A 15,592-nucleotide genomic window follows, 5' to 3' on the forward strand; every position below is an offset into this window, starting at 1 on the left:
TTATAACGATACTATGCACTCAATTCACGAAAGATAGTGGTGAAAAAGTCAGCAATAATGTTAAAAGGATATTCTCTATTCTCTTCACTGACGAAGATCACGCAAACGCGTGATACGACTTAATTTCACTTAGAATTTTATTTTATTTAGTACCAGGTAATTTTCTATTTTTAGTAAAATAACCAGACAAAGCAGCAGCAATAATCAAGTATGGAAGAGCCATCATCTCTCCAGTTGATTGGGCACTATCTGCATATCCCGATAATCCCATAACAAAACCTGTAATCATAAGAGATAAGAACCAAAAAACAAAAGTCCAAAAAATACCAAAGAAAACAAGAGCCATCGTAGATTTTTTGGTCACTAAATGCTGTGGAGCACCGCAATGAGGACACATTGGTGCTTCTTCATGAATTTCTTTTCCACATCCTCGACAAAATACCATGTTCATAGCAGACCTTTAAAAATATTTCTTAACAATAATAACCGCTAAATTCTTAAAAGCATTTGTATTCTACATTCCCCGTTATAACTACTAACAGATTGCTATAATACGCTTCAAACCCACAGAAAATAAAAGTATCATTGAAATACATCCTACAGATAGGTTATAATCATTGCATGAAACGACAAGACGTACTTAAAGTATTAGAATCGTACAAGCAACATCATGCCGATGAGTTCGGGATCGTCCGAATTGGTGTATTCGGCTCTGTTGCACGCGATCAAGCAACGGAGCAAAGCGATGTTGATGTCGTGATCGAAACCAAACAACCCAATCTTTTCAGACTTTCCCGCATCCGTCTCGACCTCGAAGAGCTTATGCACACCCATGTCGACCTTATCAGCTACCGTGAAAGCATGAATACGTTTTTAAAAGAACGAATCCAAAAAGAAGCGATCTATGCCTGAAAAGGCTCTGCTGATCGAAACCCTCACTCAGATTCACGGCGCTACTGAGCGCATCCTCAAACGCTTCGAGCCTATCCGATCTCCCGATGATTTTTTAGAAGATGAAGCGGGTCATGAAAAACTTGATGCGATCTGTATGCAGTTGATCGCTATCGGCGAGAGCCTCAAAAATGTCGATAAAATCACCGATAAAAAACTGCTACCGAACTATCCTGCAGTTGATTGGAAATCGGTCAAGGGGATGCGCGACATTATCAGCCATCACTATTTCGATCTTAATGCCGAAGCGGTATTTGATGTATGCAAAAATGATATTCAAACATTAAAAAAGACTATCGAACAGATACTTAGCGATATTAAGTAACCTGTCCTTTTTCCAGTTAATTATTAGGTTGCTAAATGAATGAGTTACACAACAAACTATTGAAGAGTACCGCTGTTGTAACAGCAAAAATGGAATCTACTATTTGTCAATCGTGCACTGCTAATAACTGGAAAGCGATGCAAGGTATTTATTATCAAGACTTAACTCACTCCAAATATCGAGAATTAGATGTTTGCGCAACACAAAATTGGGAATATACCTCAAATGATAATCCAAAGGAAACAATAAAAGTTGCTATTAATATCTTAGCTGAGGTCAAAACAATGGCTGGCTATCATTTAGTTTTTGATAGTTTAGACGCTGATACATTACCTTTTTTCCAATCAGATTATTGCGACTGGGTAGGCTATAGAATCCATAATCAGAAGGAAAAAATTACACATATACTTGCAAATGAGGGAATTAATCAAAATGATTTTCATGCAATAATTGATGAACTTTATGCTGCAGGCTATCCAGATGGCAAAATGAAACTTTGGCCTCTTCTTATACGTCCAAGCAAAGTAAAATATTTATCTGGTAGTTTTCGAGAAACAAATATTGGGAGTGAAAAAGAATTAGACAATTCCGTACTCTGGAAAGCTTGTCAATCTTTATGGTCTTCAATTGAATCATTTGTTGATAAAAGGTTCCAAGTTTTTTTGAGCGATCTTGAAGTAGAAGCTTCAGTAGCGAGACAAACAGAAAATCAAGAATCATGGTTTGAATTATCTATAGACCGTCATTCATCATTTGCATCTCTTTTCCATCCAGTTGTTGTAACAGAAGCAAAATTATGGAAACTTGATTCTTCTGGAGAAAAAATAGAACAGATTGATTCGACAAGACTGTTTTTTCGAGATCATTATGGACATACTATTAGATGGTTTGATGTCGTGAATATAGAAGCTTTTGACTCTTGGATAGCAGACACGACAAAGCAATATGAAGATGAACTAATTAAAAGAGGTGGAAAACGTAATTTTCTTTAATTGTATACTCGAACAAATCTTGCATTCTCTCCTCATACTATCCGAACAATAATGAGGACTACCATATGAAACGTGTTTATCTCGATAACAACGCCACTACCAAACTCGATCCAATCGTAAAAGTAAAAATGCAGCCCTTTTTCGAAGAGCTCTACGGCAATCCGAACTCTCTTCACCAATACGGTATGGAAGTACGACCCTACCTGAATGAAGCGATGGGGTACATGTACGATGCGCTGAACGCTCCCGATCCCGATGACATCCTCATCACCTCGTGTGCGACCGAAAGCAACAACACCGTCCTCAAAGGGGTCTATTTCAAACATATCCTCCGTGACCCGTCCAAAAACCACATTATCACCACTGCTGTCGAGCACCCTTCCGTCTTAGAGACCCTCCACTTCCTCGAAGAGAACGGCGCGGAGATCACGTTCGTCGATGTGGATGAAAACGGCTACGTCAGTGCGGAGCGTATGGCCTCTGCCATCACCGACAAAACGATCCTCATCTCGATGATGTGGGCGAACAACGAAACGGGGATGATCTTCCCGATCGAAGAGGTCGCCGCTATCGCCAGAGAAAAAGAGATTTTATTCCACACCGATGCGGTGCAGGCGATCGGCAAAGTCGCGATCGATCTCACCAAAACCCCCGTCGATTATCTGACATTTTCGGCGCACAAATTTCACGGTCCAAAAGGGATCGGTGGGTTGTATGTCAAAAAAGGTTCTGATCTTCCGAATCTATTGCACGGCGGCGAGCAAATGGGGGGCAAACGTGCGGGAACGCTGAATGTCGCTTACATCATCGGAATGGGTCTGGCGATGAAACAATCAGTCGGACACATCGAAAAGATGAACAGTGACGTAAGAGCGCTCCGTGACCGTCTCGAAGACGCCCTCGCTCTTATCCCTGAGACGATCATCGTCGGAGATAGAAACAGCCGTACTCCGAACACGATTCTCATCTCTATTCGCGGTATCGAAGGCGAAGCGATGCTGTGGGATCTCAACCGCGCAGGGATCGCCGCCTCCACAGGGAGCGCGTGCGCCTCTGAGTCACTCGAAGCCAATCCCGTCATGAGTGCTATCGGTGAAGACCCTGAACTCGCCCACACCGCGATTCGTCTGAGCCTAAGCCGTTTTACCACGAGCGAAGAGATCGACTACACCATCGACGTATTTACCAAAGCGGTCGAACGCCTCCGCGCAATCTCCTCGACTTATGCCTACACCAACGAGGTGAACTGATCGATGAGACGCTATCGCAATATCAGCGACCAAGAGCTCAAATCACTGGGTGCCCTGATCGAATGGGACACGCAAAAGGTATTATCCGCATCCGTCCCCTTCGAAGTTTTGTGGGTACATACCACACGCGAAAAATTTCACCGCCTCGATCCTCTCGATACCCGTCTCATCAAACGGCTCACCGTCACACGAATACAAGGGGAGGTTCTCAAAACCAATTTCGGCAGTTATGCCCTCAGTACGGGGAAAAATATCTTCCAAGCATGCGGGTGTAAACGGTTCTGCGACTGTTACGGACAGCTCTATTTACTCACATAATCAAATCAAAAATAGCTATTGAACGCTATTTTTTGTTTCACCTATGTTATTATTATCTAATTAAATTTATTGAATGAGTGCTGATGTCTGTATCAAACAATCAATCTTTTATCTCCGACGAAAACGATATTTGTCATAAACTCTTTCAAGCCGCGATCGATGCCCAGTCGAATTTGATCGTTTTGATGTACGATCATGCTCCGATCCTTTTTAACAAAGCGTTTCAAGAGTTTACAGGAATGCCCAATGTCAAAATGTTTTTACGTGAGTTCGGCTCACTCCCTAACCGTTTTGTTCCACACGATGCCTATTTTCATGCCGGAAAAGCCTCCGATCTCGATCAGTGGACCTCTTCGTTGATGGAACTCCCTGAGAGTGAGCGTATCGTGAGCATGATCAACTATCGTGCGGAACCGTTTGCGTTTTCGGTTACGGCCGAAACACCTGCAGAGGGGTATAGCATTGTCTCGTTTGTTGACATTTCTCAAGATCTGATCAAACGGATCATGATCGAAAACGATGTCAGTATCGACAAAGAGAGCGGCGCATTTAATAAAGACTATTTCGTCCATACGGCAAAAAGTTTCCAAAATGCCGCCCTCTTCAACGAAAAAGCGATCGGTATTACTATGATTCAACCGACCAATGTTGATAACAATGCCTCTTTGCATGATTTTGTCTCCACGATCAAAAATCATATCCGCCAAAGTGATATGCTTGTTCGTTGGGAAAAAAATATATTTTTACTCGCCTATCTCGTCGATTCATCGGAAAATGCAATGAAATGCAGCCAAAAGCTATGTAGTGTTGCTACAAATGTACGGATCGGTACTGCCGTTCAGCTCGAGCATGAGAGTATGAGCACTATCATCCAGCGTGCTCATGATTCACTATCCGCTCCTCTGTAATTAGACGTCGTATTCCTCTCCCAATTCCGAACGGGTAAGACGTAAACGTTCTGCCAAGACGGCCGCGAGACTCTGCATAAAATGGAGCGCCGTTTTTTTATGATGAAGTGAAAACTGTTCAAACGCATCACGGCTGATACTGTATAACTCCGTATCACTCGCAGCAACCGTATCGGTATAATGAGGCGCCCCCTCCAAAAAGGAGAACTCACCGAAAAAATTGTTTCTTCCGATGGTATTGAGATGGACGCTTTTACGTCCTGCATACGGGAGCATAACCCGCACCGATCCTCGTCGGATCAGGAAAATCTCTCCGTTTCCTTCCCCTTCTGAGTAGATGGTCTCCCCTTTTTTATAGCTTTTTACCTCTACCAGAGTGCGTAGTTCCTCGATGGTTTGTTCTTTTCGACCTTCGAAAAGATCAAACTCACTCAGATCCAAAATCTCTTCGCTATTTGTTACAACCATCCCCTCTTTGATGATTTTGTTTTCTGCCCATTCAATCGCATCGTCCAAATCATCGAAGACTTTGATCGGGCTCAAGTGTTTAAGCAATCCGACATGATTGAAATAACTCTCCATATCGTCCCCTGTCGGGAGTTTATGCGGAAGCCGACAAAGCAGAAGATATCCGTCACGTTCATGGAGTATGTCTTTGATCTGTAACAATATATGCGCTGCCGTGAGATCGACGTTCTGAACCCGTTTCATATCCATGATGATGTATTTTTTGTGTTGCAGATCTTCTTGAAGCATCGTATAGAGCTGATTGGCCGTACCGAAAAAAAGGCTTCCGTGAAGCTCGTAGACCGAGAAGATTTCCCCTTTGTCGCATAACAGCATCTCCTCTTCTTTGCCGCGAACTATTTTGCTGCGTGCTTCGGTTCCGTCTTGATAACGATAGACAACGGATGCTCCGATTTGCTGAATGATATATAACACTACCGCAAGCACAAGCCCTACTCCCGCAGCCGCGATCAAACTAACCGAGAGTGCGGTGATCGCTACCGAGACAATAATAAAAAAGTCCAACATCGTTTGTCGTGAACGGAGCAGTTTTACGCTGTGTTTATCAATCATCCGAAACCCGATAACGATCAAAATACCCGCAAGCGAAGCAACCGGAATCCATGCGATAAAACCGGCTAAAACGACAAAGGCGACTACCGCCATGATCCCCTCGATCAATCCCGAAAGTCGGGTTTTAGCACCGCTGGAGATATTGACCATTGTCGCTCCCATCGTCCCGGAACCCGGCATACCGCCGATCAAAGCCGAAACCACATTCCCCGATCCTTGGGCAATCAATTCACGATTTGAGTTATGAAACGAATGGGTCATAGAATCGAGGATAACACAGGTTTTCAACGTATCGATCGAGAGCAATGCCGCCAACGTCAATGCCGGAAAAAGCAACAAAGTGATATCATCGATATTGAGATAAATAATCGTTTTGAACCGTCCGATAAACGAGTCGATAAAATTGATCCCGCCCGTTCCTCCGAGTTCTCCGATGACAAAAGGGTTGTTGGCATGAAACAAAAGCGGATCTACCAACCCCAAAGCACCATAAGCTATCATCCCAACGATCAATGCGGTGATAACGGCAGGGATTGAGCGCATGATTTTATTGGCATAGATCATGGTGATGATCGTGATAGCTCCGACCACAATACTCTCCCATTTCCATCCGGATACGAGTTCAAATGCGTCCCAAAAATGGGTCCCTTGCGGAAGTCCTAGAAAAATCGGCGATTGGGCGGCGATGATATAGAGACCTACTCCGCTAAGATACCCACTGACCACGGGAAAAGGCATGTATTTGATCAGTCTTCCCAATCCGATGACCCCAAAGAGGACCTGAAAAACGCCCGCCAACAATGCGACGATCATCAACATGGAAAAGACTAAATCCGCACCGATATCCTGAGCAATATAGTGCATGGCGAACGCAGACAATACTGCTGCTGCAGGAGCACTCGGTGCTGAAATAAGCCGATCGGTTCCGCCCATAAGAGAAGCGACGACTCCCATCGCCGCAACCCCCAGAATACCCGCAATTGCCCCATACGCACCGTAGTGCCCACCGATATTGGCATAGATGGTGACTCCAAATGCGATAGCTGCCGGGAGTGCCACCAGCATTGCTGCCGTTCCACCCCAAAAATCTCCTGAAAGATTGTCTGTTTTAAACATTCACTATAATCCAATACATCTTTGAAACTGTTAGTATGTTTATTGTATCCAAAATAGGTTTGTGTTGCACACGATTGTGTTTTACATGATACAATCACGCCATGATTTCATCCTCTGCCAATACCCGTCGCGGCATACTTTATATGCTTTTCGCTTCGTTTTTATTTGCCCTTACTATGGTATTTGCCAAACTGCTTTCAGCTTCTATGGGCTCGGTTGAGGTCACTTTTTGGCGCAATGCGATCGGATTGATACTCATCGGAGTGTTTATCCTCAAAAAACCTATCCAAAATACCGGAGGTAAACCGCTAACGCTTGTTTTTCGAGGCGTTATCGGAACCATCGCTTTGCTCGCATTTTTCTATACGGTTGGGGCTACCTCCCTTTCAAATGCTATTGTATATGCCAAAACAGAACCTATTTTCACCGCTATTCTCGCCTTTTTCGTATTGGGAGAAAAACTCAAATCGAACGCTATGATTGCGGTTTTGATAGGATTTATCGGGGTTGCTATGCTCAGTGGTATGGAGATGGGGTATCTGCATGTCATGGGGATACTGTGCGGTTTTCTCTCCGCACTTGCCTATACGAGTGTCCGAAGCCTCAAAGCCTATTACGATGAACGCACAGTCGTCCTATCATTTATGCTATCTGGAGTAATTATCCCTGCGATCTTGATGGTTGTTGCCAACTATGTTACATCAGATATTTTCGCATTTGCCTTGAGCCCGTTTGTTATCCCGGCGGGAACCGATTGGGTATGGATTGTTCTCATGGGTGTTGCTGCCGCATACGGACAGATCTATATGACCCGCGCATATTTCTATGCCAAAGCCGGCATCGTGAGTACCATCAGTTATTCGGTTGTTTTATTTGCGACACTTTTTGGGATTTTACTCGGAGATGTACTTCCGACACCGATGGTAATCGGAGGTGGAGTGATGATTATTCTCAGCGGAATCTTACTCTCACGAACCAAATAAATTAGAGCTTTATATATTTGCTGATCGTGTCACCTAAACGTTCCAAAGGCATTTTCTTATCTTCGGAAGTCTCTTGTTGTTGAGATTCAGAAACACTAATATTATTCTCCTGCCGTATTGGTTCTGTTTTTGGTTCAGGTTGTACCGGCGCAGGAGATGAGATATTGTTCTCTCCTGAGATGTTATTCTCTATATTCTTAGTGTAATGTTGAGCGATATAATCATCAAAAAAAAGTGCTTTAAACACTAAAAAAACAATAGCAAAAATAAAAGCATACTTGATTACTTGCATTGTGCTTTTGCCTTTGAGCAGTATAGTTATGATGTATTTTATCGTATTTTGTTAATCATACCTATACAAACAGTTTCTCACCCTACTTCTTGCAATGCATCAGGCTCTTCTTGAACCAGTTTGCCTACCCCTCGATCACAAAGGGCGATATCTTCCCGATAGCTTTTTTCTTTGTATATCGGTGATTTAAGTGTTCCCTCTTTGCTAACACCGAGTTTGTAGATGGTTTCGTTACGAAAATGTTCATCAAAAGATGCTATGAAAGGCATATCCCACGTAATACATCCGATACTCGGACAAATCGCAGCACACTGAGGATCATCGTAAATGCCGACACACTCAACACATTTTTCTGGTTGAACGTAATATTGTTTTTTCCCGATCGGATTTGCGAAATCATCTACAATAGCATTGACAGGGCATTGCTGCAAACACGCATCACACGTAATACAAGTATCGTTGATAATAACAGCCATGAGTTACTCCTTATCTTTGGAAGTGTGAACAATACGCAACAGCCACGGCGGCGGATTGCCCAATAATAGTTCTTGGAGCTTTGTGACCGTTTCATCGATTCGATCATTGTCTCCCGAACGCATCGGATGTATTTTAGATGCCAAGACCATTTTTGAAGCGGTCGGTCCGATTTGTGAACAGTACAGTATGTCCGCTTCTTTGATCGTATCGATCTTGTAGGCAAGTTTCTCATGCTCATCGGCGATATCATCTGCTGAACTGTCTAATGTTTTGATATATTCAGCACACTCGGCCGTGATTCGATATAACTCAAAACTCTTGGACCAGCCGAAATGCTGATTGATATGAGAGCCATCACTTGATGCGAATGCGATAAGCACGATACAATCCTTTTAGACAACTATTGCTTCGCGTGCTTCACGTGCCGCAATCGAGATATCTTCACGAAACGTCTGCGGAGCTACTTCCGGAGTCAATACACCCCGTTTTTTCGATTCTCCGATAACATATTCTGAACTGTTGACATAATAGTCATTGAACTCTGCCGTATACGGCATATCCCAAACAATACACCCCTCTGTTGGACATTCTGCAGCACAGGCCGGAGTCTCTGCATGACCCACACACTCAATACATTTTTCCGGTTTGACATAGGTATATTCCCAATCTCCGCGCGGTGAATCCCCTTCGCTCACGATAGCACCTACAGGACACACTTCGATACAAGCATCACAGTTAATACATAAATCCGTAATCATTACAGCCATTTTTTACTCCTTACGTGGCTTTGTATAATCTCTCTGTGCATTTTTCGTACGAGGCAGTATCCAAAAGCGGGGTAAGCTTGATATCGACCGCTCTGAGCAACAACGTCACATTGCATCCCTCGCACAGCTCCATCCGCTCGAATGCATCGGTCGTAATCAGCGAGTTGAGTTTCCCGCAAGGGGTTTCAACACTCACTTCACTCAGCACACTACCCTTACGAAAATGTTGCAATTCTCCGCTGATGTGATTTTCGATCGAAACACTCCCCTCTTTGGTTCCGGTACAAATCGCAATGGCCGCTTCTTGGATACTGCATTCGACCTCATCGCCTACACGAAGCCATTTAGGCGATTTAGTCTTGAGAAGTTTTAAATCCATATTATTTGCCCGAACGGTAATACAGCTGAAAAACTCATCGCTTTTGATCGCTTCGACTTTTGCACTAAACGTATTCATGAAAGACTCCTTACCAGAGATAAATCACAATTTTTTTATCTATAACACTCTCAAATTGCTCTAAAATCATCCCAGCCGTCGAGGTGGGTCCCAAATGACATCCCGAACATGCACCCAAATAACGAAGCCAAATCTCAGGGGTATCACCACCGATATAGTGCACCAATTCTACCCCTCCGCCGTCACTGGCAAGAATAGGTGCGAGATTTTCAGTAATGATCGATTCGATCTTGGCACGTTGAGATGATTCATCCATCATTCGAAATGCGACATTTATGTCGTTCGCCGTCGATTGATTGCTCACATAGGTCAAAAGCGAATGCGCTTGGGACTCTCCTGCATGCGCAGCACGGATCATCCATTTCATCGATTCATACACATCATCGTTTCGGAGTAAAATTCCCAATTTGAGCTGAGCGGTTGGCATATTCGCCTCAGCGGCAACAGTGTAATAGCGGATCGATTCTGATTTGGAAGCATTGACCCCAATAGCGTTTTCATACATCCCGCCCAGATAGAACGATGCTACTTCATGCCCTTGTTCAGCAGCACGGTTAAATAGCGCAAATGCCGTTTCTATGTTTTTCGCTACACCGAAACCTTTGACGTACATCGTCCCCAGATTGACCATCGCATCGGTATCGGTACTACTCAGCCTCTCCCAAATAGCTTTGGCTTTTGGATAATCTTTTGCATCGTAAGCGAGAATCGCCGTCTCCATCAATGATTGTGCTTCCATCTTCTTCTCCTGATACCGTTTTAAATTGTTTCGCAAATCGGCCATAGCTTCATCATAAGTTTCTCCGAACCCCTTTACTTCAGGGATATCGCAGCTGTATATCTCATAGCCGTCTCCCTCTTCATTACTGAAATAGTGATAATGCGTTCGTAATTCATCCATGGGTATTCGCTTTCAATTTATTTCAAAAGAGTGCAAAGAGCGTTCTAAGGGTAAGAATGGAAAATGCATTCAGAGGATACTTTGTCTGCATAAAGGAGCAATAATGATTGCTATTCCGATCGAAAAAGGGACACACGATTCGATGAGTACAAAACTCTTCGGTAATGCACCGTTTTTTGCACTGATCGATCCGCATACCAAAATACCGAAAATCGTCTCCAACGAAGGATGCGGGAACGGTATCAAAACAGCAAATTTTCTTGTACAGCTTGGAGCAACCTCAGCACTTTATGGCTATTTGGGCGATGGCCCCTTTTATGTCATGGTACGTGAGGGGATGCGCGTCTATTGGCTGGGAAAAGAGCCTATGCCTCTAGAGCAAGCGATCACCATAGCACTAGAGGGTAATTTGATTCAGGTAACTCCCGACAACGCGTCTGCCTATCTCGATCCCGGAACCAGTTCCGGCGAATGCGAATGCGGATGTTCCCATGCGTGAAATCATCACCGGCGAAATGGAAGAGATTCGCAGATTGATCCTTGAAACCGTAGCCAAGCGTAATGCGTTGAAAACTGAAATGGCATATTGGTATGAGACCAATGCGACACGTTTCAATCGGAGTAACGAACTCATTACGCTGGATTCAACCCTCAGTGAGCTCGACAGCCATTATAAACGGCTCTGGGACTACCACAACACAACCAAAGCATCTTAGGAGCAACTCATGAATGAAAACATCCGAAACGATATTTTAAAACAGGCAAAATCGGCATTTGAACGGGCATGCACATTACGCGAAAATGAACGGCTCGAAGTCTATCTCTATGACGGTGTCGTCAAAACGAGCGATGTATTGAGCGAAGATGAAAAAATGCTCTACAGCCCCAACCGCATTCTTTGCTATCAAGTGTGGGGACATGATTACCTAGAAGAGGAGATCCGCGCATGGATAGATCAAGCCCGTCTGGAGATGAATCCAAAACCGCTCGAAGAGAGTATTGTTGAAACCGCTGCCAAAGTGGCTGTGGCAAAAGGACTAACCCCCGAAGAGATCAGCTCATATGAAGTGTTTGCAAATTTAACGATGGATCAGTTAGAACAGATCGAGCATGCAATCATCGAATACTGGTGGGACAACAAAGAGATAGAAAATGCCAAATCATTGGCACTCCATCAAATCAACGAAGCACTTCAATCGTTGAATTAAAAGAACAGCCAGATCAGCAAGGCTGTTCCCAAAACGAGATTGAACCAACTCCCTCCATCTTCAAACAGCATCACCAACAAATCGCAATAGGATTTCTCCAATGATGATGAGGCATGCAATAGAGTCTCTTTGGCATACGCCGTAATCTGGGCACCCCAAATAAAAGCGATGATCTCGGGAACAATGAAAAAAAGGATCACACCGAAAAAACCCCATAGCGATTTTTCGGGTTTTAACGATACTAAGGCTTTTTTCGTAGCAGGATTTTGGGCAATTTGACGTATTTTATGTTTCATAGGCTTTATATCGGGTTTAAATAATTATCTCTATTATACAAACCCTTCGTTTAAAACGAAAAGACAAGGTCTCTTTTCGTACCGATAGTGATATAATTCAAAGCAAAGCGTATTATTAGGAGTTTTTTTATGTTTTTAAAACATCCCCTCTCTTTGAGTCTGATATTTTTTACTCTCTTTTTGGGAGGGTGCACTACAGTTGTTCCAAAACCGGAGGCATCGCTAAAACATGCTCTGAAAAAAAGTTTTGACTCAAACGGATACAACTACACCTCGACAACCCGGATCACGAAACTGACACTCCCAAAATCCGATATAAACGACACCAATCCCTATGCAGTACGCGATTCGATCTATTTGCAAAAGGGGATTGATGTGATCCGAGGTTTTTCACTCGCGATTGATGGAGCGGTCGATTATTCTCAAGCCGTCAAATCCGAATCAACCTACGATTTTCACTACAATCGCGACAATGTGGAAGTCTCCGTAAAACTTCCCTTTTTGTTCGAATACTCTTCCAAAACCCTCTATATGGGTAAAACATTTCTCAATACGATCTTTCCGATGAAAGAATCGGATGAGGGGAAATTGATTCGGTTTAATTTAAACGACTCCCTCCTTAGCACCGTTTTGGGAGAAGAATCCCTCGCACAGTTTGATGAGAAAAAAGTACGAAGCATCAATAAAGCGATGAAAGAGGGAGTTTTCAAAGCATTTAGCGATCTCAATGGATCACAATACAGCTACATTCCGCTAACTCCAAAAGAAAAATTCTCCGGTACAGTCCAAAAAGTCCATCTGTCACTGGATAAAAATCAATCGATAACGTTTCTCTTGAGTATCACCGATGCAATCGTCCAAAAAATGTATACCGAAGCAATGCTCGCCAAAGAATCGTACGGAGCCTATATGCTCTTGAGCGATCCTAAACAACTCGGGGCCCTTATGGAAAATATGAATCTACATCTCGATTTTGATTTCGGTATCGATCATGAGGGATATATCGGATTGATTCACACCACAATTCATGCTTCGGATACAGAGGATACATTTGCACTAGGGGTCGAAAACACCACTCTCCTCAACAGTTTCAATGCTCCTCAATTTACCATCGATCCGAAAGCATCAGGAAGCATTGATTATATGGAAGTCTTTCAAAATTGGACAGAGGTTTTCCCTTCAAATGCGCCTACCGAGCCGATGGATGAGGACACTATCGATTTAAATGGGAACAATGAGAACCGAGTAAGCTAACTTCCATGTTAGAGTGAATAATGATAGTATATAAAGTAATTTTTTAACCGTTATGCGCTTATAATTTATAAAGTATCTCGAGAGGAGAAGGTTCAATGATCAATTATCATGAAATAGGTCAACAAGTGATAAATCTCCATAACCAACTGCGTATTGAATGGCCACAGCTTAGACGCATAGCGCTTGCTCTTTATGATAAACAAACTGATGAACTCTATACCTTTGTGAATGCTACTATAGGACAAAAAATACTACCGCATTACACGAAAAGACTTGCCGATGTTCCCAGTTTAGAACAACTTGCAAAAACTGGTGAAACGCGTATTATCGATGATTTAAATATTTTTGCTTCAAACGCGACACCGCATTCTGAAGCGATATTGCAATCAGGTTTTCGATCGAGTTTTACCGTACCGATGATTGCAGCGGACAATACCCTGCAGGGATTTATTTTTTACGATGCTGACGAATCTTCTTTTTTTACCCCCTCAATGCAAGAGCATTTAGAGCTTTATTCGGAATTGATTCATTCACTCGTTATTGCCGATCTATTACCTGTAACAATGCTGCAAGCAGCTGTCAAGATTTCTCAGACCGTTACCCATTACCGTGATGAAGAGACGGGCGAACATATCGCCAGAATGTCCCATTACGCACGCTTGATTGCTCTTTCTATGGCCGATAAATGGAAGCTAAGCGATGCATTTTTAAACTATATTCTCCTTTATGCACCTCTGCATGATATTGGAAAAATTGCTATTCCGGATACCGTTTTACTGAAGCCGGGTCCATTGGACGAATCAGAAATGGTGATCATGAAAACACATGTTATGAAAGGTACCGAAATTATCGACAAACTGATCCATGAATTTGGATTAGGCGACGCTTTTCATACGTCTATTCTAAAAAACATTGTTGCCTATCATCATGAAAAAATAGATGGCAGCGGTTATCCCTATGGTTTAAGGGGAGATGCTATCCCTTATGAAAGCAGAATTGCCGCCGTTGCGGATGTTTTTGATGCCCTCACATCGGACCGAAGCTACCGTCAAGCATGGACGATTGAAGAAGCTTTTCATTATCTTTCATCCAATAAAGGTACTCTTTTCGATGCTGATTGTGTTGATGCATTAATTTCTCGTCGATCAGAAGTCTTAACTATCAAAAATCTATTTTGTAAGAAGTCTTACTGCCCTAAAGAATCAAATTAATCATTGATTGCTTTTATGGGGTTTTAAAGCGTCTCTCAACTCTTGATTAAGTTCAAACCAATGTGACAAAAACAGCATCTATATCTTTAACAATATTTAGATCAATTTCATTTTTATATGCCATCTCATGCATTATACTCATCGCTTTATTATGATTCATTCCATCTCTATAAGGTCTGTTTTCACGTAATGCTTGATAGATATCTATACATGTCAATAAACGTTGTTCAAAACTAAGGTCATCACTTTTCAATCCAAGAGGATAACCGCTTCCATTGAGTTTTTCATGATGTGTGTATATCCATTGTTTGATCTCCTCGTCAAATCCCAGTATCCCGCGTAACATAAAATATGCAAGATACGGATGAGTTTTAATTTGTTCATACTCTTCATCAGTTAGTTTTCCAGGTTTGTCGATAATTGCATTTGATACAGCTAATTTTCCAAGATCATGAAGGGAAGCAGCGATTTTCATTTTAGAAATTTTTTCTTGATAGTATTTATAATAATTTCCCATAATCTCAGATTTTTCTATGATTCCATGGGTGTGGAGTGCAGTTGATTTGGATTTTGCATCAATAATTTTTGAAAAGATATTTGTAATTTCAAAGATATCACTGTATTCTAAATCCAAAGAAATATCAGGCAATAAATCCGTTAATGCATGATCTATATAGGGCTCTTGCAGATCAAGCCAAAAACTTGTTTGTTCCATGAGTTCTAAAAAAACATGGGCTATTTCTGGATCATGAGTTTTCCCTGCAATTTCTTTTGTAGCCATGTTTCCTCCTTCATAAAAAATCGTT

General features: G+C 42.5%; 22 protein-coding genes. 12 read left to right on the forward strand and 10 right to left on the reverse strand.

The window, feature by feature from the left end:
* Window positions 1–142: 142 nt before the first annotated feature.
* Window positions 143–451 (reverse strand): hypothetical protein, encoded by a 309-nt coding sequence (locus tag CJD30_RS07330; RefSeq protein WP_294917917.1) that lies wholly within the window; start codon window positions 449–451, stop codon window positions 143–145.
* 170 nt (window positions 452–621) lie between these two features.
* On the opposite strand from CJD30_RS07330, the gene CJD30_RS07335 reads away from it, so the two are divergent.
* The 6 genes from CJD30_RS07335 (at window position 622) to CJD30_RS07360 (ending at window position 4,744) form a co-directional block, all read left to right on the forward strand.
* The gene (locus tag CJD30_RS07335) at window positions 622–912 is read left to right on the forward strand and encodes a nucleotidyltransferase domain-containing protein (protein ID WP_294917918.1); all 291 of its coding nucleotides are present in this window, start codon (window positions 622–624) and stop codon (window positions 910–912) included.
* Window positions 905–1,276 carry a DUF86 domain-containing protein gene (locus CJD30_RS07340; RefSeq protein ID WP_294917920.1) on the forward strand — a complete coding sequence of 124 codons (372 nt, stop codon included), beginning with the start codon at window positions 905–907 and terminating at the stop codon, window positions 1,274–1,276. Before CJD30_RS07335 ends, CJD30_RS07340 begins: the two co-directional genes overlap by 8 nt.
* A 35-nt stretch (window positions 1,277–1,311) precedes the next feature.
* Window positions 1,312–2,268, forward strand: coding sequence for a hypothetical protein (locus CJD30_RS07345; protein WP_294917922.1), 957 nt, complete (start codon window positions 1,312–1,314; stop codon window positions 2,266–2,268).
* A gap of 65 nt (window positions 2,269–2,333) precedes the next feature.
* A complete protein-coding gene (locus tag CJD30_RS07350) occupies window positions 2,334–3,518 on the forward strand; it encodes a NifS family cysteine desulfurase (protein WP_294917924.1) in 1,185 nt (394 codons plus the stop codon).
* A 3-nt stretch (window positions 3,519–3,521) separates the two neighbouring features.
* Window positions 3,522–3,836 carry a hypothetical protein gene (locus CJD30_RS07355; protein WP_294917926.1) on the forward strand — a complete coding sequence of 105 codons (315 nt, stop codon included), beginning with the start codon at window positions 3,522–3,524 and terminating at the stop codon, window positions 3,834–3,836.
* Between the two features lie 83 nt (window positions 3,837–3,919).
* Entirely contained in the window at window positions 3,920–4,744 is an 825-nt protein-coding gene (locus CJD30_RS07360) for a hypothetical protein (RefSeq protein WP_294917927.1), read from the forward strand.
* Here the strand turns inward: CJD30_RS07360 and CJD30_RS07365 are convergent, their stop codons facing one another.
* Window positions 4,745–6,940, reverse strand: a complete 2,196-nt coding sequence (locus CJD30_RS07365) for a SulP family inorganic anion transporter (RefSeq protein ID WP_294917929.1) — start codon at window positions 6,938–6,940, stop codon at window positions 4,745–4,747.
* A gap of 101 nt (window positions 6,941–7,041) precedes the next feature.
* Here CJD30_RS07365 and CJD30_RS07370 point away from each other — a divergent pair, with 101 nt between their 5' ends.
* Window positions 7,042–7,923 (forward strand): DMT family transporter, encoded by an 882-nt coding sequence (locus CJD30_RS07370; RefSeq protein ID WP_294917931.1) that lies wholly within the window; start codon window positions 7,042–7,044, stop codon window positions 7,921–7,923.
* 1 nt (window position 7,924) lies between these two features.
* Here the strand turns inward: CJD30_RS07370 and CJD30_RS07375 are convergent, their stop codons facing one another.
* The 6 genes from CJD30_RS07375 to CJD30_RS07400 form a co-directional block, all read right to left on the reverse strand.
* The gene (locus CJD30_RS07375) at window positions 7,925–8,215 is read right to left on the reverse strand and encodes a hypothetical protein (protein WP_294917933.1); all 291 of its coding nucleotides are present in this window, start codon (window positions 8,213–8,215) and stop codon (window positions 7,925–7,927) included.
* A 77-nt stretch (window positions 8,216–8,292) separates the two neighbouring features.
* Entirely contained in the window at window positions 8,293–8,691 is a 399-nt protein-coding gene (locus CJD30_RS07380) for a 4Fe-4S dicluster domain-containing protein (RefSeq protein WP_294917935.1), read from the reverse strand.
* Between the two features lie 3 nt (window positions 8,692–8,694).
* On the reverse strand, window positions 8,695–9,072 hold the full coding sequence (locus tag CJD30_RS07385; protein ID WP_294917937.1) for a NifB/NifX family molybdenum-iron cluster-binding protein: 378 nt from the start codon (window positions 9,070–9,072) through the stop codon (window positions 8,695–8,697).
* Between the two features lie 12 nt (window positions 9,073–9,084).
* Window positions 9,085–9,459, reverse strand: coding sequence for a 4Fe-4S dicluster domain-containing protein (locus tag CJD30_RS07390; protein ID WP_294917939.1), 375 nt, complete (start codon window positions 9,457–9,459; stop codon window positions 9,085–9,087).
* A gap of 10 nt (window positions 9,460–9,469) precedes the next feature.
* Window positions 9,470–9,916, reverse strand: a complete 447-nt coding sequence (locus CJD30_RS07395; RefSeq protein WP_294917941.1) for a TOBE domain-containing protein — start codon at window positions 9,914–9,916, stop codon at window positions 9,470–9,472.
* 10 nt (window positions 9,917–9,926) lie between these two features.
* Window positions 9,927–10,817, reverse strand: a complete 891-nt coding sequence (locus CJD30_RS07400; RefSeq protein WP_294917943.1) for a NifU family protein — start codon at window positions 10,815–10,817, stop codon at window positions 9,927–9,929.
* 103 nt (window positions 10,818–10,920) lie between these two features.
* Here CJD30_RS07400 and CJD30_RS07405 point away from each other — a divergent pair, with 103 nt between their 5' ends.
* The 3 genes from CJD30_RS07405 to CJD30_RS07415 are packed head-to-tail and all read left to right on the forward strand — an operon-like array spanning window position 10,921 to window position 12,025.
* On the forward strand, window positions 10,921–11,316 hold the full coding sequence (locus CJD30_RS07405; RefSeq protein ID WP_294917945.1) for a NifB/NifX family molybdenum-iron cluster-binding protein: 396 nt from the start codon (window positions 10,921–10,923) through the stop codon (window positions 11,314–11,316).
* On the forward strand, window positions 11,309–11,533 hold the full coding sequence (locus CJD30_RS07410) for a hypothetical protein (protein ID WP_294917946.1): 225 nt from the start codon (window positions 11,309–11,311) through the stop codon (window positions 11,531–11,533). The genes CJD30_RS07405 and CJD30_RS07410 overlap by 8 nt, the downstream gene beginning before the upstream one ends.
* Before the next feature lie 9 nt (window positions 11,534–11,542).
* Window positions 11,543–12,025, forward strand: coding sequence for a hypothetical protein (locus CJD30_RS07415; protein ID WP_294917948.1), 483 nt, complete (start codon window positions 11,543–11,545; stop codon window positions 12,023–12,025).
* Here the strand turns inward: CJD30_RS07415 and CJD30_RS07420 are convergent.
* Complete coding sequence (locus CJD30_RS07420; RefSeq protein ID WP_294917950.1) at window positions 12,022–12,321, reverse strand: hypothetical protein; 300 nt, start codon at window positions 12,319–12,321, stop codon at window positions 12,022–12,024. The genes CJD30_RS07415 and CJD30_RS07420 overlap by 4 nt on opposite strands.
* A gap of 129 nt (window positions 12,322–12,450) precedes the next feature.
* Between CJD30_RS07420 and CJD30_RS07425 the strand changes: the two genes are divergently transcribed.
* Entirely contained in the window at window positions 12,451–13,575 is a 1,125-nt protein-coding gene (locus tag CJD30_RS07425; RefSeq protein WP_294917952.1) for a hypothetical protein, read from the forward strand.
* Between the two features lie 95 nt (window positions 13,576–13,670).
* Window positions 13,671–14,786, forward strand: coding sequence for an HD domain-containing phosphohydrolase (locus CJD30_RS07430; protein ID WP_294917954.1), 1,116 nt, complete (start codon window positions 13,671–13,673; stop codon window positions 14,784–14,786).
* Window positions 14,787–14,838: 52 nt separating this feature from the next.
* Here CJD30_RS07430 and CJD30_RS07435 read toward each other — a convergent pair whose 3' ends face one another.
* Window positions 14,839–15,567, reverse strand: a complete 729-nt coding sequence (locus CJD30_RS07435) for an HD domain-containing phosphohydrolase (RefSeq protein WP_294917956.1) — start codon at window positions 15,565–15,567, stop codon at window positions 14,839–14,841.
* Window positions 15,568–15,592: the final 25 nt, after the last annotated feature.

This window comes from Sulfuricurvum sp. PD_MW2, from assembly GCF_002633015.1.
Classification (GTDB): domain Bacteria; phylum Campylobacterota; class Campylobacteria; order Campylobacterales; family Sulfurimonadaceae; genus Sulfuricurvum.